Genomic DNA, 18,627 nt, shown 5'->3' with positions numbered 1-18,627 from the left:
TGGTGAAATATTGGAATCAAGAGGCTTTTAACTCAGAAATATAGGCGCCGTCTAATGGCGGAAACGTCGCATGGGGATGCTCAGGTAAATAGTCATTGGTATAACAAGCCTGAGTGTTAATGGTTTCATCAGTAATTGTCAGCTGCCGTGCATAAAGACCGACTTTTTCCCAGTCTCTGTCAACATTCACCAAATCTCTGGAGAAATATGGCAGACAACTGACATAGATTTTTTTAAAGGTCTCCGTCCTCAGCCTTGGAATATGCTCGCATAGCAGATCATAGGCTTTTTCCGGGTGCTCCAGTGTCCAATGCATGCCCCTGAGGGTAGCTTTCATGAAACGTTTAATGGTGTCTTTATTTGCTGCCAGAAATGTCTCATTGACCAGAAAGAGCACCGAGCAAAAACAGCAGCACCCCAGCCCCGCCAGCTCATCCACCCGAAGTATACCCGCTTCCTGACCACTGACATGCTCAAGTTCTACTTTCTGAAAACAGCCAATACCCATACCGGCATCCACTTTTTTCTGCAAAATAGCGTCGGTAATATTCATGCCGACACGTACGGTTTCATAGTCATGGGCTTCAATTCCCGCCCGACGGGCAAGGTCGTCAATAATGATTTTGCCGAAGTGACCAATGTAACCCAGTTTTTTTCCACGGATATCATCGAAGTGTTTAATTCCGCTGGATTTAAGAAAGATCAGCCCAGTGGGTGGCTCGTGAAACAACGTACCAACAGAAACCACGTTATAGCCTTTGGCTCTGGCAGCATAGGTATGAATCATTGCCTTAAGGGCAATATCCACTTTGTTTTGACCAATTAAATCCGTGACATCCGAAGGGTCTGTGGTTTCGACAATGGCGGGGGACAACCCTTCCTCTTCATAAAAACCGAGATGATGCGCCATAAAAACCGGCGTGTGGTAAGGGTTGGCATACCAGTTGAGCAAGAGAGACAGCCTTGGTGCTGTTGAAGAGACCATCAGTGAATCCTCACGATTGTTGAATGGCAAATAAACAACGTGACGCACCTATGCCCGCAAACTATGCCCGCAAACTCTGCCCGCAAAGAGCAGCCGTCATTACGAGATGATCAAAAAGCGACGATCATCACCGCTCAATGGAAAGACTGGCAGATTGTGACAATTCCTACACCGGTACTAACCGGATCAGGTTCAACAGGTATAATCTCAGCCTGAAAGAAGATAGAAGACAGGCACCCTACGCCACTGAGGCCTGATTGTCAGTGAAGTAACCACAACACATCAGGCTTTGCTGAAAAGATTATAGGGAGAATTCCCTATTAGTCCAGTAGCTTTGGGCAAACAAAAAAAGTACTGTGGATCAGTGCCACCGCGTGTTTAGTTTGACATCCTCCCCGACGTGAAGAGGGTGTCGCGAAAGTCCGAAACCGTCACCCTGTACAGGGATTGTACAGGAACCAGACGCCAGGGAGGGCAGTCTACCCCTTGGTATCACGCGGGTTGAGCGCTTCACCTCCCTGTGAGATAGATCCCGTATATTCCCTATACGGGATGACGCCGGAACGCATTGAGGCTTTTGCGACACCCTCTAAAAATACGGGGTTTTACGCGCTTTCGATAACCGTGTGAACTATAGCAGCACTCCCCGGAATTTCCCCCCCTGCCACAAACTCAAAAAAGCGGTGGCAAAGGGTCTCATAAACTACACTTTACTGAGGCTGAACTTGCTTAACAAATCACGGAGTTATGTATGCCAAAAGTTTATCCCTGTGATCAATGTGATAAGACTTTTCCTTCTCCAACAAGATTAAAAGAGCATAAACGAGCTCATACCGGAGTAAAACCCTTCACATGTAATGTCTGTCAACGATGTTTTACCCGATTGACTACCCTCACTAACCATATGCGAACCCATACCGGGGAAAAGCCCTTTTCATGCGATGTCTGTGGTAAACGCTTTACGACAAGCGGTAACCGAAATTCACACCGACGGATCCATACCAATGAAAGATCCTTTGTCTGTACTATCTGTAATAAAAGTTTTAGAACTAAAGCTCATCTCGAGCGTCACCAGGATGCACATCGCAGAGGGAGTGGACGTTTTGATTGCCCTGTCTGTGATTCAAAGTTTTTCAGGCTTGAGAGGACCTACGAGAAACACATGAGCGAAAAACACCCTGACTACCACAAGCCTGAATTGATCACTAGTACACAGCAACTTGAAGGTATTGGCCCGGTCCACTCTGTCACCCACAGATCAGTGGCAGAAACGACGGGTGACGTCACTTATGTCTCACAGGTAGCGTCCCCTGTTGGAAGCGCCGTTCTTACCCGAAGAGAAACAGCCACGGTAACAATAGCAACCGTTTCACAAGACTCGGGAGCTTCTTTTACACTGGTTGAACGATTAAACACTGCCGACCCCAGAATTGTATCCACGGATTTCGACGAATTAATGGAGGAAGACTTGAAAACCCTTGCTTCATGGCGAACAGAACCCCTCAAGTTTTGATTAGTGGCTGGTCAATTATTTATTTCAATGGGATTGACCTTGCTTATCTTCTTTCATCCGTTGTACCGTCAATACCCATCCCGGCATCCACTTTTTTCTGTAAAATGGCATCGGTAATATTCATGCCGACCCGACAGGCACGGCTTCATAGTCATGGGCTTCAATTCCCACCCGACGGGCAAGGTCGTCATCACCAACGTCCACGGGTTGGACCAAAGCCCTGTCGCCGACAAGTATAAAGACTAGTCAGCATTGTCCTCAACCAGGATATAGCCGCGGTTTTCGTTGGTATCAAAGGTATTCATCGCCTTAATAAGATCTGCGCTTTTAACCCAAACCCAACGAGCCCTGTTGGGATTCACATCCATTATTAAAAATGAGTCTGACTCTTCGTCGTAAGCACCTACAGGAGACAAATGCCCCCCACCTTTTTGCCCCAATTCAGCTCTTTTATAGTTGATTGCGATGAAATCATGGGGAGTTTTGAGGTTATTTTTAAGCTCATTGATAATATGATCAAGCTTTGACTCATCTGTAACAATTCTAAGGGTCGTTTTCAGACCATGACCAGCGAGAAATTCAGAAAATTGCCTCACCTGAAATCCAACATCTTTTTTTCCATTTTTATCTGGCTTGCCCATTACTTCATGGAAAGTCTTAACACCTTTTGCCTGAAAAATATTTCTTTGGGTGTAACGGTTAAAAAATGGATCTATGCCAGGGTTTAAATATTTTTTTTCATGGTTAGTGAGGACACTATGATCCTTGGGAATAACAACACCTTTTTTCCTCAGTCTTAAGCTGTTTAGAATAATGGTCGCTGTTGAGGGTCCACAAAACAACCCGTTTGATTGAGCCTCAAAGTGATTAGCCAGCGTATAAAAATCTACCTTGAATTTTGAGCGCTCAAATCTTTTTATCCCTTCCGGCTCATTAAAGGGAACAAGCTCCTGGGCCAGGGCTGCCGTCGAAGTTATCAAAAATAAGAAAAGTATTTTCATGGTATTATTTTAAGAACAGTTTTTTGAATCTGCAACTAGCCCGGATATTTCATAAACATGCTCCTGGCATTTTCAGCAAATCCTGAATCTCTGTGATACCCTGATGGTGTGGACTTATTAACGCCCTGGGACTATTGATGGATTACCTGAAAAAAATTACGGCCACTCGCCCGGTGAGCCGTTCTGTTCAGTCACCCCTTTCATTACTGGAAGAAACAGAAAGCAACAGGGGACGGATTATCCAGTCTGCTGCCCTGCGGCGTTTACAACAAAAAACACAGGTTTACCCCTTGGAAACTAATGCGGCAGTACGTAGCCGGTTGACCCACTCCCTTGAAGTTCAACAAACAGGTCGCTACCTGGCGCAAACGATTCTTTCCCAACTGCAAAACAGTCCCCAATCAGATACTTTTCATCTGAAAGACCTGGAAACCCCGTTTATCAATCTGGTAGAAATGGCCTGCCTTCTGCACGATGTAGGAAACCCTCCCTTTGGGCACTTTGGTGAAGCAAGCATCAGCCAGTGGTTGTCCGTCCATGCCGCCGGGTGTCACCAACAGGCATTGAAAAACCAGCCGGGGCATTCATCGTTGTTTACCCATACACTGTTGCCGGATCTATGCACTTTTGAAGGGAACGCCCAAGGCTTGCGCATTGTTTCCAGCCTGCACAATTTGAACCTGACATACTCCCAGATCGCTGCATTCATAAAGTACACTCGCCCTCCCAGCAAAGAGGCTCCTGGTGTTGATGATCCCTTCTACTACCGACAAAAAAAGCCCGGCTTTTTTTACAGTGAACAAGCACTGGTAACATCAACGTGGAAGGCCTTGGCTGTGGACGAAGGCTGTCGCTTTCCCTTGGTGTATATAATGGAAGCGGCCGATGACATTGCTTATTGTATTGCTGATCTTGAAGATGCCGTTGATAAAGGTATTCTTTCATTGCAAGCATTACAAGACCGACTTACCTGCGTATGGCAGGAGCTTAACACAACAGAAGATGATTACCTGATACGCATTATCAGCCATGCAAATACTGCCAGTGATGGTGGCTTTATCAGGCGTCTACGGACCCGGCTGGTGAAAGAGTTAGTGAACTATGCCGCAGACCGTTACCTCAGCCAGCACCAGGCAGTGTTTGACGGTATTTTGGATGAGCCTCTGATTAATGGCGGCTCAAGGCAACACCTGGCGCTGAAAACGTTAAAAACCGTTGCTATCAGACATGTGTTTAACAACCTTGAAAAAGAAACGCCTGAACTAAGAGGTCATGCGGCATTGGTGGGGCTACTGACCATTTATCGGCCATTGCTACTATTGTCACGGGCTGATTTTGAAGCCATTGCTTATCAGGATGTTGGTGCCTGCTTTATTGAACAACGGTTGTTCCATCGATTGCCGAAAAAATACAAAGCGGCTTATTGCTCAGCAGTAACCCTTTTGTCTGAAACCAGCCTTTGTGACAGTGAGAAAAATGACCTTGAATGGTATTACCGGGCACGGCTTGTCATTGATTACATTTCCGGGATGACCGATCATTTTGTGGTGAATGAATACCAGCGACTTTCTGCCATGTGACTTTCAACAGTGGTATTGGGCGTTGTTAGCATAAGCGTGTAAACTCAGCCGCCACTGTAACGGTTTGGCTCTTGGAGCCTGTCGGACTTATGCTTTCGAGCATAAAATGCTGGACGCGCTTTCTCGCGCTTTCTGGATTTCAGGCCGAAATTGTCTTAAGTCCGACAGGCTCCCTGGCAAGCATAAAAGATTCACACCCTGACTACAGCAACCATTCTGGCTGTTTAGTGACAGTCTTTATTAATTTTGCAAACCAGTCAGCACCTGATTGTTCAAAATAATTTTTAGCACACTCATATCCCAACTCAAAAATATTCTCAAGCTCATCGTTTTTCACAATAAACAGACCGTATTTATCAATTTCTTCTGGTTCGAGAACAACATCAGGCAGTGCCAGTTCATCAGCAATTTTCGATAAAGTCAAAATCTCGTAGATGCGCTCCAATAAAGCCATGGAATTTTTAAAAGGCTTGCTGCCATCCAGTGTCCTTACCGGGCTTAAGTGCATACCAATATGAAAGCGGCACCGGCTTCTTATTAGTGCTGCCGGAAAGTTATTAATGATTCCCCCATCAGCAATCAGGTCTCCCTGCCACTCAACAGGGGTAAATACCCCTGGAAAAGCAACGGCCCCAAGTAACGGATGAATCAAGGAACCTGAGTCAAAGACCCTTATATCAGGTGCACGCAAATCTGTTGCGATAAATGTCAAGGGCTTTTGCAACGCGTCAAAAGAGTCCTCTGGAAACATCGGAGTCAAATAAGGCCGTATTTTCTCTGTTTGTAAAAGACCCAGTTTAGAAAATGACAGGTTCTGAAAGCTGAACAGTTTATGTTTCAGGAAAAATTCAAGGATATGTACAGGCTTTTGTCCACCAGCATAAAGGGCACCGACCAGAGCGCCGGCACTGGTACCGGAAATAATATCAGGTGCAACGCCATGCTCCGCAAGGTATTGCAGCAAACCAATATGTGCTACACATTTTGCGCCACCGCCAGACAGTGTCAACCCTAAACTTACAACAGGTGCCTGATGACTGACCGTTGAATTCATTCTTTCAAACCCTTGACTATTTATACCAATGGCCTTTTCTGACCACCGTAATGAACAATGGTAAGCCAAACATCAGAATAAGGCGAAATGCCAAATAATAGCCAGCTATCGCAAGGAATTTTAACGCAGGGCTGGCGTTCAAACTGTCAGTACAATCGTTAGCAGCGCCAATGGTACTTTTTAACCATAGCCAAGGGTGGGTGGCAGCCAGTAAGTGAGGTCCCAGGAGCCTGTCGGACTTAAGACAATTTCGGCCTGAAATCCAGAAAGCGCGGCCAGGAGTACGGAAATAGTTCGAGACCGGGATGAACGAATACCGCCAAAGCCGCTACAAAGTAGCCGTTTGAAAGGCGACGAGTATATTCCATTGCAATGGGCAAACCTGACCTTAACATACATAAAAAAACAGCCAAAAAGCTGTTTTTTTATGTCTTAGAAGCAGTCTTAAAAATCTGCCCGTAGCGAGGACTGCGAGAAATGGAGAATAAAAAGTCGCTTTTGTGAGGAGAATAGCGGGACTATTTGACGAACAAAAGCGGCTTTTTAGACCCATTTATCGTAGCCGCAGTAGGAGCATGACTTTTAAGACTGCTTCTTAAGCTCGACAGGCTCCTTAAAAGCTGTTCACAATGCTCTGTCAATAAGGATTATTCATGCTGTTAGTCATCTCACCTGCCAAGTCACTGGACTATGAGACACCTGCCACCACCGGTGAACACACAGTGCCGGATTTTATGGATCAGTCACAGCAGTTGGTCAAGGGGCTGAAGAAGCTCTCACCGGCGGCGATCAGTGAGCTGATGGGCGTGAGTGACAAGCTGGCTCAGCTTAATACCGCTCGTTACCAGAGCTGGTCGCACACGGCTACTGTGGAGAACGCCAAACAGGCCGTGTTGGCTTTTACCGGCGATGTGTATGTGGGGCTTGATGCCACCCGCTTGAACAAAGCCCAGCTCAGCTTTTCCCAAAAACACCTGCGTATTCTTTCCGGGCTTTACGGGGTATTGCGCCCACTGGACTTAATGCAGCCTTATCGCCTGGAAATGGGAACGAAGTTTGCCAATAGCCGTGGCAAAGACCTGTATGCTTTTTGGGGTGAGCAGATTACCGATAAACTCAATGACGAACTGGCAGGCCATAACAGTCAGGCAGTCATTAACCTGGCGTCTAATGAGTACTTTAAAGCGGTCAAACCTCAACGCCTCCAGGGCGAAGTCATTACGCCCGTGTTTAAAGACTTAAAAAACGGGCAGTACAAAATCATCAGTTTCTATGCCAAAAAAGCCCGGGGGCTGATGTGTCGGTATGCCATTGATAACAAAATTACCCAGCCTGAACGGCTGAAAGGTTTTGATTATGGCGGGTATGCCTACAACGAAGGGTTATCCTCGGGCAACCAGTGGGTGTTTACCCGGGATTCCCGGGATTAAGAGGAGAGGTTATCGCGGCACCGTCATCCATTGCAGGATGACGAAACACTGGATTTTATCACAACATAACCAGAGACCGCGTTAAAAACGATAAGTGACCTGCCCTGAAAGCACCCAGGTGTTCTGGTGTTTATAATCACCTGTGAATCTGCCACCTTCAGGGTCGACTGTCTCGTCAGGCTTATAGGCTTTCTGATCCACTGTACCATCTTTCATCATAAGATAAGCGGCGGCAAAGTCGATGGATAAATCCTGTGAGGCATTCCAGCGTGCGCCAGCGGTGAACCAGTTCCGGTCATTATCAGGGACGCGCACGGTGCGCTTATGGTCTGAGGTGGGGGTTTGTTCATACATATAACCCGCCCGTAAGGTCCAGTCATCAGTAAGGTGATAAGCCGTACCCAAAGAAAAGGCCAGGGTGTTACGCCAGTCCAACGGAACATATTGATCCGCCGTTTTTACGAGAAATGGCTCTTTATCAACAACCCGGATCTCTTTTATTGTGCTCCAGCGCACCCAGGTGACATCAGCCATGACTGTCCATTGATCATTCAATACCTGTGTAGCGCTGAGCATAAGACTGTCGGGCATTGTGATATCGAGGGTGGCATCGTGCCTGAAGTTAAGAAGAGGATTGCCCAGGTCTGCCTCTGCTTTACCAGACAGTTTAAATGTTGTTTTTGCATGATAGGAAAGGCCCAGTGTTGTTTTCGGCAAAGGCTGCCAGAGGGCGCCAATATTCCAGGTAAACCTCATATCATCACCGGTCACTTTAGCGCCAATACCCTTTGGGACAAGTAACGAATATTTCTTTTCCGTTAGCTCGCCTGATATACGGGAAGCGACTAACCCTACCCCAATGGATAAATTGTCCCGGAGTTTATAGGCAAATGTTCCCTGAAAGTTCACGGTTTCCAGTTTTGTTTTAAGGCCAAAAGTACGTCCGGGAAATGTATCGCTATAACCGATGTTGACCCCGTAGGGTGCATACACATTCAAACCAAACGAAAATTGATTGATGGGCATCGCATAGTGACCAAATGGTATCATCGATGTTTTAAGGAAGTCCTTCTCATGACCGGTTGCTATTATCTGTGGAGCGCTACCCATACCTCTAGGCGCTTTGAATACCCCGTTCTCCAAATTCCCTCCCTTGAGCACAACGGACGATCCCACCGTCACCTGGGGTCGTTCCAGAAAAGCAATACCGGCAGGGTTTGATGCCCCGATGGACGCGTCTTCCGCATTGGAAACTCGCCCGGCATAGGCTGTGCCCAGGGTGCTGGCGGAGTGCTCATTAATACCAACCCCGGAAGCACCTGCCATCGACGAAAGTGAAGAAAATAAAAGACCCATGCCGACTAAACCGATTGAGCAAACACGCATAGTAAGTACCTCTATAACAGCCCTGTGTTCGTAGGCTCTGCGTTATAAAGTAGTCGATAATTGACAAGTGTAAAAAAACTGCCATCAAAAAAGGGGAGCTTTACATTGACACCTTTTGGTTATTTCAGGTGCCATGTTGGTTTAATACAGGCCTTATGTTGTTCACATGTTGTCAGAAAATAGGCTTGGCTGCTTGTTAGAGAACGTCTCATAAACACCTACTCGTAGCGAAGACGATGAAATGAACGATAAAATGAACGATAAAAAACAGCTTTTGTAGAGGGAACAGGGGAGCTGTGTGAGGAGAGAGCTATTTTATCGTAACCGCGGAAATGCCTTACTTTGAGCGAGTATCGCGAAACCCGGTTTTTTGTCCGTTGTCATCTGCTGAACAGGATGACGGTATTGAGTGTATTTAAGGGTTTTGCGACGCCCTTTTTTACGGTGAGGATGCTGTCAAAACAAGCAGCGGATGCCCGCAAAATAGACGACAAAAAACAGTTAATCGCTAATACCCATACAGTCATCATTCCCGCGAAGGCGGGAATCTACCAGAAAATGAACGCCCACCTTCGCAGTAGTGACCAAAGTGATGGTTGTATATTAACGCTTGTTTGTACTAGTGTTCATGCCCATTGGGGCCGTCCAGATGCTCGTGATCCAGCTCTTCTTTTGTGGCGTCACGCACGCCCATTACTTCCACGTGAAAGACAAGGTCTTCTCCTGCGAGGGAGTGATTCGCATCTATAATGATCTGATCGCCGTCAATGGCGGTCACTGTTACGATACGTGGGCCAATGGCGGTATCGGCATGAAACTGGCTGCCAACGTCAACGGGGTGGTCCCCAAATTCACTGCGCTCAACAGGTTGTACCAATGATTCGTCGTATTCGCCATAGGCTTCAGCCGCCTCAACATGGACATCCAGTTTATCCCCGGTCTGCTTGCCAGTCAGGGCATTTTCAAGCCCTTCTACGATACTGCCGGTCCCGTGAGTATAAGACAGAGGTTCACTACCGTCAGAGCTGTCAAGCACCTCGCCCGCGACATTTTTCAGGGTATAATCAAGCAGAACAACTTTGTTATCCGCAATTTTCATTGGAGGTAATGCCTTTGAAGGGTAAAACATTTCAGCCATAGTAAGTCTTGGCCTGTCCCTTTTCCAGTCTAGGAGCCTGTCGGACTTAAGACAATTTCGGCCTAAAATCCAGAAAGTGTGGCCAGAATTTCCGATCAATTTGCTTAAATAGGTCAACTATTCGCGCAAATTGATCGAAAATTCTGACTCGCCCTACTGAATTTTATGCTCGAAAGCATAAGTCCGACAGGCTCCTAGTTTCATCAAAACTGGCTCAGGCGGGTATTATTGTTAGAGCGATTTGGCCACTGTTGAGCAACCTCTTTAAACAGACAGCAGCGCCTGGTGGTATCGGGTTGTCGATGTCTCCTTACGGTTATAAAGGTATTTGAATGTTTCGCCCCGCACATAACCGATGCCCTGATAATAGGGGTTCATATCCAATGGCGCATCGTTCCACACATGAAAAGTCAGGGTTGAAAACCCCTCTTCTCTGGCGACTTGTACAATGCGCTGGAGCAACTCTTTGCCATAACCTCGCCCACGCACTGCGGCAAATGGGGAAATATAACAATCTGAGCGTGTGAGCCCTTCGGGGACGTCGGTTTCAGCCTCATCACCTGGGGCGTAGCCAGCACAAGCCAGTAGTTTTTCACCGTCTTTAAGGCAATAGTAGCGGGCTGTTGGACTTGTTTTGTCTGCCAGCGTCACTCGCTTGAACTTGTAGGCGTTGTTAATCAGAGCCACCAGTTTTGCCTCTTCCTCCGCCGAGCAGTGGTTTCGGTCGAGAGTTGTCACGGTGTAACCCTTGAACAAAGACTTACCATGATTGTTTGCCGGGGCATGTGTTAATGGTGAAGCAGGTAAGACCCCCTGGGCTGAAACTGTGTTTATTCTTGATGAAAGCATAGTGAAATTCCTTGCTAATCTTGATCTTGTTGACCAACAATAACCACAGAAGTTCACCCCCCCCCTTTTAATTGAAGCGAATTTGTGGCTCTTCCCTGAGCGGCAAGACGTTTAACACGTCCGCTAAACGCCGACTACAGGCAAATAATCATATTGTGGAAACTTTTATCGTCTGCCGAGTAACTGAAATTAACTTTCTGCGACAACTGCGCTTCATTTTTTTGGGTATAGGTATTAGCCCAAACGCTAAAACGGATTAAGTAAGTCCCTGACTCGCCCATCAATTCGAGTTTTGACCGATACTGAAGCACCATCAACTGACAAAAAGCAACGGCAGGATCGGTGCCAGCAGGCATAAGGTTATGGTAGTGACGGAACTTGGGTGTGTTCAGCACATACTCCATATCTGACTGGGCTCTGCCACTACTGGCATCTCTGAACCAAATGCAATCATTATTACTGTTGTCCCTGTGAACTTCATCATTTTTATAGGAAATAACATCACAGGATTCAACATAGTTTTTGAAGTCCTCAAAACCGGGGTAGGTTTGATCACTCCACTTTTTTATAATTGGACTGCCCATTTTATTTTTCCTTCTTGTTATTGACCGCTAAAACGTACCCTAATTCGATCCTTGAAAAATTGATAAATATCAATACTATCGATGCTACAGTAAGACTTTGATGAGGGTATGATGGGCAGAGCACAAACACAAGGCAAACCCGAACCTCTTGTGCAAAGCATGTGATTTTATTTGCAATCAGTCAGCTTTTTCCATGGGTTTCGCTCTCCAAAAAAGAGGATGAACCGTTTCCGGGGGGGGTATTTTCTGGTGAAAGCATCAGTCCGACAGGCTCCGAGGCGGGAGTGACAATGACAACAGATACACAGGTTCAGCGGTGTGGATGGTGCGGAGATGACCCTCTTTATAAGCAGTACCATGATCTGGAGTGGGGGCGACCATGCCATGATGATAGGGTCTTGTTTGAATACCTTGTTCTCGAAGGAGCCCAGGCAGGTCTTAACTGGTTGACTATTCTCCGGCGCCGTGAAGGCTATCGTAAGGCTTTTTATCAGTTTGATCCGGCCAGGGTGGCCGCTATGGATGAGGGGGATATAGCGCAGTTAATGGGAAATCCCGGAATTATCAGAAATCGCCGCAAAATAAACAGCGCGATTACTAATGCCCGTGCTTTTCTCAAGATACAAGCCAACTATGGGAGTTTCTGTTGTTACCTCTGGCAGTTTGTCGATGGTCGTCCTCTGATCAATCACTGGCAGACAGCCGCAGAAGTGCCAGCCACGACACCCTTATCAGAGCAACTGAGCAAGGCGTTAAAAAAAGACGGATTCAGTTTTGTCGGCAGTACGATCTGTTATGCCTACCTACAGGCGGTAGGTCTGGTTAATGACCATCTGGTCACCTGTTCATTTCGTTAATCGTTCACCCGTCCTCGCAGGGATTTGATGGCGCCTCTTTTGGTTTTACTGTCCATCCGCTTTTTCTGTGAGGCCCTTGTTGGTTTGGTGGGGTGACGTTTTTTCTGTATCACCGTGGCGGATTTGATCAGGGCAACCAGCCGGGCAATGGCATCATCACGGTTTTTCTCCTGAGCGCGAAAGCGCTGTGCTTTAATCACAATGACGCCATCGGCAGTAATACGCTGGTCAGGCAATGCCAGCAGTTGTTGCTGATAACACTCTGGTAATGAGGATGCTTTGATATCAAAGCGTAAGTGCACCGCTGTTGACACTTTATTCACGTGCTGACCACCGGCACCCTGGGCACGGATATAGGTAATAGCAATGTCAGTTTCCAGGAGCGATACATGGCGGGAAATACGTATCATGTTTTGTCCTGAACCAGTACCCAGGGCTTGATCACCAATGACCAGAGGCTGGCTTTTTTATTACACCAGGTCATTGCCTGTTGGTCGCTTACTGGCTGCACATCGCCATTAGCTAACCAGGCTTCGAGCTGTGTTTTGTTGTCCTGCGAAAACTGAAAACCCACGTCCACCAGATCCAGCTTTGGGCTGACACTGACAAGCCTGCCGGCAGCGAAATGCCGTTGCAACGCCTCCCAGGAAATTTGTGCGGTTTCCAGATTGATTTTTGCTTTAAGGGTATCCCGATCGTCCTGACGCATGGTGCTCCCGCTTTATCGAAAAATAAATCAGGAGGCTACCACACTGAAAGTAAGCAATACAGTGCCGCATCATCTCAGGGCGATGGCTTGCTTACATCCCCGGGCTAGAATAGTCAGGACAGGGTAAATATCAATGCAAATGCCAGAAATGACTACAATTAGGCATTTATTGGGTAAAAAGCGTGCCCTTGGTAGCAACTTATAAAGAGTTTTTGTTTACACATGCTGAGTATGAAACCCTGAAGGTTATTCGTTTTCCACCAGAATCCAACGGAAAACAGATTAATTTTACGCTGATTTTAAACGGTGTTGACTATAAGCACTCACTTTACCTCTGCCCTCATAAAGCTACTGGCAACAATATGAGCGAACTCGGGTATGGCGATATTGATATGCCACGGCGGTTTCAAGATAAAGGAATAAGTTATGTATATCATTATGTTGGAGCAATAACAGCCCTGCAAAGCAACATAGCGTTTTTTGCGGTAGATAACGTTATTTCTCCCGTTTTGTCTCACGCGCTGACTAACATTGGCATGCAATGCTGGTTTATGAGTGGTAGCTATTTCGGTAACCCGGCACTGGTAGCCCCTCTGGCAAAAGAAAATTTCATAAGAAAAGGCTGGGCGTTAACAGAGGATAGTTCCTGAGTCAGCGCCGGTATAGTCGGCTTGTCGGTTTAGTGGAGATTAGTGGAGAAAGTAAGTCATAGAAAATAACTGTCCAACCACTTCATCGCTGTAATAAGCAACCATGGCCGGCACAGGTTGTGTGGGATACCGTCGCACACTGTGAGCAATAAACTGCCAGGCCATATGGGCTTTACGTGTTGCTGCCCTGGCATGGGGGTGTTTCTGAAAATCCTGCTTCAGGGTGTCCATGCGTTGTTCAAACTGGCTGACCATGTTTTGTAGCTGCTGCTGTTGCGATGCAGAGGGTGAGGCCGGTAACGTATTAAGGCGAATATATTCCCGTGCCAGCTTTTGCATCATCAGCGCATGTTCGGCGTAACGGATATTCTGGTAACCACCGGGAGCTTGCGCCATTGACAGCTGTCTGAGAACCAGCAATTGCCTGTCGAGTTTTGCAAGGGCCTGCGTTAATAAATGGAGCTTTGGTACCTTTTCTTCGGGCTGAAGTTGGATGAGCCATTGCAAGTGTTTATAGATCAGCGGCCAGCGCGCGTGAATAGATGTCAACAGTTGCCGACTTTCCAGGTGAGTTGATGTTGAGGGCAGGGCACGCAGCCGCTGGTTCAGTTGGGGCAGGGTTTCAAGCAGTTTTTCTCTGGGCGTGGCGTTTTGAAAGTCCAGCTTCAGAAAATGCAAGTGAGTAATCAGGTTGTTTAGCAGCAGCTCCTGTTTGATCAAGGATTTGGCAGAGAGTGCTGTTTCTTCACTGGCATGGACAAAACTTGTGAGCAACACCATAAAAACGGGCAAAAAGCGGCAGATGGAGGTGTGTATGGTCATTCCAGTGAGACTCCTGGCGGGGTTTTTCACTGGAACTATCGGCCCCAGTTACAGGTCCTTGAGTTGCTCTTTCAGCTTTTCAGGAACGTCCACAATGACCAGTTGCCCACTATGGCGGTCATATCGGATGCTTGAGCCAAGCAACTCGGCATCAAATGACAGGTTGAGTCCCTTACTCCTGCCGGTATAGCGGACCAGTTGCGTCAGGCTGCGTTTTTCCGGCGTCATGGGCAAGGTCATATCATAATCACGGGTATTCACGAAGCGAGCAAAATCATCGGAGCCACTTTCTTGAATATGACCTGTTAATGCTGACAGGGAAACCTCTTTGCCTTCATCAAGCTGGTTCTGACAGTAATCGTACACCTGGCGTTTGACCACTTTGCGCGCTTGCTCTGACGGGGTCTGGTCACAGAATTCCTGAACGGCGGACATCAGGGTGTGGGTATCTTCTTTGCTGCTGCTGGTTTCCATACAGCCCAGGGCTTGCTGGAATACATCGCTGAGCCGCCGTCCTGCGCGCGGACGAATAAAAGACAGGTAGCGGTTGCCGGTGGGGTTTGATAACCATTCGCTCATATTAATACGGCAAGCCAGAGAGAGTCGGCCAGTGTCCAGGTAGGCGCAATCGGTAATCGTCAGCTCTTTCGTCACGGTCACACTGGTATGGTGGTTTAGCATACAGATGAGCAAATGCCGTGTGAGTCCCTGTTGAAAATCGATAAATAACACATAGCCTCCCCCCAGAGCTCCCGCCTGATCGAGGGATTCTTTTAATTTTTCTAATGTTCGGGCGGTAAAGCCGGTGAAATCAAGCCCGCCCTCTTGGTACAGTGCCAGCCAGTGGCGGAAATCGTCCGTTGATGAGGGTTGGAACTGACCAAAGCACTTATCCGCTTTTTTATTGTAGGTTTGCTGAAGATCATCAAGCATCGCTTCAAGCGCAGGCGAGGATTGGAGTGTCTGGCCTGCCGGGGTGGCGGTTAATGTACTGCTTTCAGAAGATTGTTCCAGCTGGTGGACAATAATGTTTTTAATCGTCATGGTAGGGGCAGGTGAAGGAATAAATAAAGAGCCATCATAGCAGAGTGTGACTGATGGCTATAGGGGATGTGGAGACCGGTTCAGGATTTTTTGGGGCAGAACCTCCTTGCGGAAGCCCGGTCATACTCTGAAACAGCCGCTTGTCATTCATCACAAAGAATAAGCCTCCCCGACCACTGACTGCTGTTGGCCTTAAACTTAAGCAAAGAACCCTGTTAATTCATGTCACCAAAGCACAAAATATTTTCAGGAAGATCATGAGAAGTGAAAGAAAAAAGTCGTGTATTACACGACAAATAAAGTATAAATTACGCGTTTAAAGCAGACTCAAAAAAAATATGATATAACATAACCTTTTGTTTAGCGGTATTTTTAACGTCAGAAGGTATATCATGCGAGTATTCTCATTTATCCTGTTGGGCTCACTCTCTACAGCATTAGCAACTACCGCACAGGCAGAAATACGGCATCATGAAGCCCATGTCCATGGTCATGGTGAACTCAATCTGGCGATTGATAACCAGACACTGTATCTCGAGTTGAGCGTCCCCGCCCACGATATTGTGGGTTTCGAGAGTATAAAGACAGATCAACAACAGGCGACACTGGACGATGCCCTCAAACAACTGGAAACACCGGGTCTATGGACATTACCTGAAGCAGCAGCTTGCGGCATGGTGAGTGCCAGGGCAATAGCCGGGCATGAACAACATGACCATGAAAAGCACAATCATAGTCACGATCATGATGCCCACGAACACAACCACGACCATGATGCTCACCAACAAAACGGCAATCATATGGACATTTCGGCCACCTATATCTATCAATGCACTCACCCAAAAGCGATTAACCAGCTTGGCACAACCTTATTTGATCAATTCGAACGCAGCGAAACCATCAAGGTGCAGGCGCTGACAGATCAAGGCCAGCAATCAGGGACACTGAGCCGTAAGCAACCGAAGGTAAGTCTCTGATGATGGCTGAGCAGTATGCGCCCGTCGTCCAGCTAAAAAACCTGCAATTTAGCTGGCAAACGGGTAAACCGATAGTGGACATTGATGAGTTAACCATTACACAGGGTGAAAAAGTCTTTATACGAGGCCCATCCGGTTCGGGAAAAACAACACTGCTTGGGTTGCTCGGGGGCGTGTTAACCCCGCAGCAAGGAACGGTTACGGTACTTAACAGCACCATCAGCGAGCAACCTTCTTCCAGACGAGACAGTTTTCGCGCGAACCATATCGGATTTATTTTTCAAATGTTCAACCTGATTCCCTATTTATCGGTGATTGAAAACATCACCCTGCCACTGAATTTTGCCAGCCTCAGACAACACCGTCTGAACCAGCAGTCGATACGGCCATCCGATGAAGCGATTCGACTGTTAACACACCTCGGACTCTCCGATCGCTCGTTATTTAACCGCCCTGTCACAGCCTTGAGCATGGGGCAGCAGCAACGCGCTGCTGCTGCCCGCGCCCTCATAGGACAACCTGAAATTCTGATTGCTGATGAGCCGACATCCGCCCTCGACGCGAAGACACAGAAAGCGTTTATTCAATTACTTTTTGCTGAGTGTAAAGCGGCAGGTACAACATTATTATTTGTCAGCCATGACCCGGCACTGGAAACACTGTTTGATCGCTCCATCGTCATGACGGATATCAACACCGCTAAAGCGCCAGAAGAGGCTTTATGATTATCGCGAGTTTGGCCTGGCAAAGCCTGAAAAACCGCAAAGCCACAGCAATTTTGACCATATTATCCATTGCTGTCAGTGTTGCTTTACTACTGAGTGTTGAAAGGATTCGCGTCGCAGCCAAAAGCAGCTTTACCAATACGCTGTCAGGGACAGACTTGATCGTTGGTGCCCGAAGCAGTCCTATGAACTTGCTGTTGTACTCAGTGTTTCATATTGGCAATGCGACGAATAATGTATCCTGGGAAACGTATCAGGAACTCAGTAAAGACCCGGCGGTAAAATGGACAATCCCTTTGTCTCTGGGAGACTCCCATAAAGGCTATCGTGTTGTGGGAACAGACAGTCGTTTATTTACCCATTATCGATACGCAGACAACCAGGAATTGACATTGTCAGCCGGCAAGCCATTTTCACGGCTCTACGGTGCCGTGATCGGCGCCGAGGTCGCCAGTAAACTTAATTACCAGGTTGGTCAGCCCATCACCTTAAGCCACGGGATTCAGACCAAAAGCCTTCAGCATCACGATGACAAGCCTTTTTATATTTCCGGCATCCTGGCGCGAACAGGGACACCTTTGGACAGAGCCATTTTGGTGTCGTTAAAAGGCATAGAAGCACTGCACATAGACTGGCACAATGGCACGCCGCCTGTCCCGGGATTCCAGGTATCGGCTGAGCAGGCTGCCAGTATGGATCTTCAGCCGTCATCCATTACTGCCTGGCTGGTTGGATTGAAAAGCCCTATTGCTGTTTTCAGCTATCAGCGTAAAGCCAACGAGTACCAGAATGAGGCGCTCAGCGCTATTTTACCCGGTATTGCCCTCCAGGACTTATGGCGGTTGATTGGCAATGCCGAAACAGCTTTGCTGGCAGTGTCTGTTATGGTTGTTTTTGCTGGCTTGATAGGTATGCTGACAACTATCCTGACGTCATTAAATGAGCGCCGTCGTGAAATGGCGGTTTTACGTTCGGTGGGGGCAAGACCTGTACATATTTTCCTGCTTATGATCAGTGAATCGGTGATCTATGCGATTGCCGGTACAGTCTTGGGCTTTATGATGGTTTATGGCCTGCTTGGGGCTTTCCAGCCCATTCTGGAAAGTGCCCTGGGCCTGCGTCTGAGCCTGGCAGCGCCAGGCAGCTTTGAGGGGGCACTGGCGGGCCTTGTGGTCATCAGCGCTGTTATTTTAGGTGCCATACCTGCCTGGCGAGCCTATCGCACCTCACTCGCCGACGGATTAACGATCCGAATATAAAGTGAAATAGCCAAGGCAAAGGAGTGCCTTGTTGACTGTTCAAATACTTACATTGAAAGAAAAA

General features: G+C 47.4%; 19 protein-coding genes and 1 riboswitch. Of the genes, 8 read left to right on the top strand and 11 right to left on the bottom strand.

Annotated elements, in window-relative coordinates; all coding sequences use genetic code 11:
• Positions 1–16: 16 nt before the first annotated feature.
• Entirely contained in the window at positions 17–985 is a 969-nt protein-coding gene (locus V4C51_RS07755; RefSeq protein ID WP_330925575.1) for an ABC transporter substrate-binding protein, read from the bottom strand.
• 145 nt (positions 986–1,130) lie between these two features.
• Positions 1,131–1,236: riboswitch (TPP riboswitch) on the bottom strand.
• Between the two features lie 500 nt (positions 1,237–1,736).
• On the opposite strand from V4C51_RS07755, the gene V4C51_RS07750 reads away from it, so the two are divergent.
• Entirely contained in the window at positions 1,737–2,498 is a 762-nt protein-coding gene (locus tag V4C51_RS07750; RefSeq protein ID WP_330925574.1) for a C2H2-type zinc finger protein, read from the top strand.
• A 242-nt stretch (positions 2,499–2,740) separates the two neighbouring features.
• Here the strand turns inward: V4C51_RS07750 and V4C51_RS07745 are convergent, their stop codons facing one another.
• Positions 2,741–3,499, bottom strand: a complete 759-nt coding sequence (locus tag V4C51_RS07745; RefSeq protein WP_330925573.1) for a phytochelatin synthase family protein — start codon at positions 3,497–3,499, stop codon at positions 2,741–2,743.
• A 137-nt stretch (positions 3,500–3,636) separates the two neighbouring features.
• Between V4C51_RS07745 and dgt the strand changes: the two genes are divergently transcribed.
• Positions 3,637–5,079 carry a dGTPase gene (dgt, locus tag V4C51_RS07740; RefSeq protein WP_330925572.1) on the top strand — a complete coding sequence of 481 codons (1,443 nt, stop codon included), beginning with the start codon at positions 3,637–3,639 and terminating at the stop codon, positions 5,077–5,079.
• 202 nt (positions 5,080–5,281) lie between these two features.
• On the opposite strand, the gene V4C51_RS07735 is transcribed toward dgt, so the two are convergent.
• Positions 5,282–6,133 (bottom strand): patatin-like phospholipase family protein, encoded by an 852-nt coding sequence (locus V4C51_RS07735; RefSeq protein WP_330925571.1) that lies wholly within the window; start codon positions 6,131–6,133, stop codon positions 5,282–5,284.
• 653 nt (positions 6,134–6,786) lie between these two features.
• Here V4C51_RS07735 and yaaA point away from each other — a divergent pair.
• The gene (gene yaaA, locus V4C51_RS07730; RefSeq protein ID WP_330925570.1) at positions 6,787–7,563 is read left to right on the top strand and encodes a peroxide stress protein YaaA; all 777 of its coding nucleotides are present in this window, start codon (positions 6,787–6,789) and stop codon (positions 7,561–7,563) included.
• Between the two features lie 81 nt (positions 7,564–7,644).
• On the opposite strand, the gene V4C51_RS07725 is transcribed toward yaaA, so the two are convergent.
• From V4C51_RS07725 to V4C51_RS07710, 4 genes are all read right to left on the bottom strand, one after another.
• Positions 7,645–8,949, bottom strand: a complete 1,305-nt coding sequence (locus tag V4C51_RS07725; protein WP_330925569.1) for an OmpP1/FadL family transporter — start codon at positions 8,947–8,949, stop codon at positions 7,645–7,647.
• Positions 8,950–9,568: 619 nt separating this feature from the next.
• Positions 9,569–10,087, bottom strand: a complete 519-nt coding sequence (locus V4C51_RS07720; RefSeq protein WP_420797640.1) for an FKBP-type peptidyl-prolyl cis-trans isomerase — start codon at positions 10,085–10,087, stop codon at positions 9,569–9,571.
• A 264-nt stretch (positions 10,088–10,351) separates the two neighbouring features.
• On the bottom strand, positions 10,352–10,936 hold the full coding sequence (locus tag V4C51_RS07715) for a GNAT family N-acetyltransferase (RefSeq protein WP_330925568.1): 585 nt from the start codon (positions 10,934–10,936) through the stop codon (positions 10,352–10,354).
• A gap of 134 nt (positions 10,937–11,070) precedes the next feature.
• Complete coding sequence (locus tag V4C51_RS07710; RefSeq protein ID WP_330925567.1) at positions 11,071–11,520, bottom strand: hypothetical protein; 450 nt, start codon at positions 11,518–11,520, stop codon at positions 11,071–11,073.
• A gap of 290 nt (positions 11,521–11,810) precedes the next feature.
• Between V4C51_RS07710 and V4C51_RS07705 the strand changes: the two genes are divergently transcribed.
• Complete coding sequence (locus V4C51_RS07705) at positions 11,811–12,377, top strand: DNA-3-methyladenine glycosylase I (protein WP_330925566.1); 567 nt, start codon at positions 11,811–11,813, stop codon at positions 12,375–12,377.
• On the opposite strand, the gene arfB is transcribed toward V4C51_RS07705, so the two are convergent.
• Both arfB and V4C51_RS07695 read right to left on the bottom strand, forming a co-directional pair.
• Positions 12,374–12,787 carry an alternative ribosome rescue aminoacyl-tRNA hydrolase ArfB gene (gene arfB / locus V4C51_RS07700; RefSeq protein WP_330925565.1) on the bottom strand — a complete coding sequence of 138 codons (414 nt, stop codon included), beginning with the start codon at positions 12,785–12,787 and terminating at the stop codon, positions 12,374–12,376. The genes V4C51_RS07705 and arfB overlap by 4 nt on opposite strands.
• The gene (locus V4C51_RS07695; protein WP_330925564.1) at positions 12,784–13,086 is read right to left on the bottom strand and encodes a DUF2288 domain-containing protein; all 303 of its coding nucleotides are present in this window, start codon (positions 13,084–13,086) and stop codon (positions 12,784–12,786) included. The genes arfB and V4C51_RS07695 overlap by 4 nt, the downstream gene beginning before the upstream one ends.
• A 182-nt stretch (positions 13,087–13,268) precedes the next feature.
• Here V4C51_RS07695 and V4C51_RS07690 point away from each other — a divergent pair, with 182 nt between their 5' ends.
• The gene (locus V4C51_RS07690; RefSeq protein WP_330925563.1) at positions 13,269–13,736 is read left to right on the top strand and encodes a hypothetical protein; all 468 of its coding nucleotides are present in this window, start codon (positions 13,269–13,271) and stop codon (positions 13,734–13,736) included.
• Between the two features lie 39 nt (positions 13,737–13,775).
• Here the strand turns inward: V4C51_RS07690 and V4C51_RS07685 are convergent, their stop codons facing one another.
• Complete coding sequence (locus tag V4C51_RS07685) at positions 13,776–14,558, bottom strand: hypothetical protein (RefSeq protein ID WP_330925562.1); 783 nt, start codon at positions 14,556–14,558, stop codon at positions 13,776–13,778.
• 48 nt (positions 14,559–14,606) lie between these two features.
• Positions 14,607–15,602 (bottom strand): nucleoid-associated protein, encoded by a 996-nt coding sequence (locus V4C51_RS07680; protein WP_330925561.1) that lies wholly within the window; start codon positions 15,600–15,602, stop codon positions 14,607–14,609.
• 392 nt (positions 15,603–15,994) lie between these two features.
• Between V4C51_RS07680 and V4C51_RS07675 the strand changes: the two genes are divergently transcribed.
• From V4C51_RS07675 to V4C51_RS07665, 3 genes are read left to right on the top strand one after another with little or no spacing between them, the layout of a single operon-like run.
• The gene (locus V4C51_RS07675) at positions 15,995–16,579 is read left to right on the top strand and encodes a DUF2796 domain-containing protein (RefSeq protein ID WP_330925560.1); all 585 of its coding nucleotides are present in this window, start codon (positions 15,995–15,997) and stop codon (positions 16,577–16,579) included.
• Positions 16,579–17,304 carry an ATP-binding cassette domain-containing protein gene (locus V4C51_RS07670; protein WP_330925559.1) on the top strand — a complete coding sequence of 242 codons (726 nt, stop codon included), beginning with the start codon at positions 16,579–16,581 and terminating at the stop codon, positions 17,302–17,304. The genes V4C51_RS07675 and V4C51_RS07670 overlap by 1 nt, the downstream gene beginning before the upstream one ends.
• The gene (locus tag V4C51_RS07665) at positions 17,301–18,563 is read left to right on the top strand and encodes an ABC transporter permease (protein WP_330925558.1); all 1,263 of its coding nucleotides are present in this window, start codon (positions 17,301–17,303) and stop codon (positions 18,561–18,563) included. Before V4C51_RS07670 ends, V4C51_RS07665 begins: the two co-directional genes overlap by 4 nt.
• Positions 18,564–18,627: the final 64 nt, after the last annotated feature.

Origin of the sequence: Candidatus Sororendozoicomonas aggregata (genome assembly GCF_031528575.1) — a bacterium.
GTDB lineage: Bacteria > Pseudomonadota > Gammaproteobacteria > Pseudomonadales > Endozoicomonadaceae > Endonucleibacter > Endonucleibacter aggregata.
This window is presented reverse-complemented; position numbering and strand designations above follow the sequence as displayed.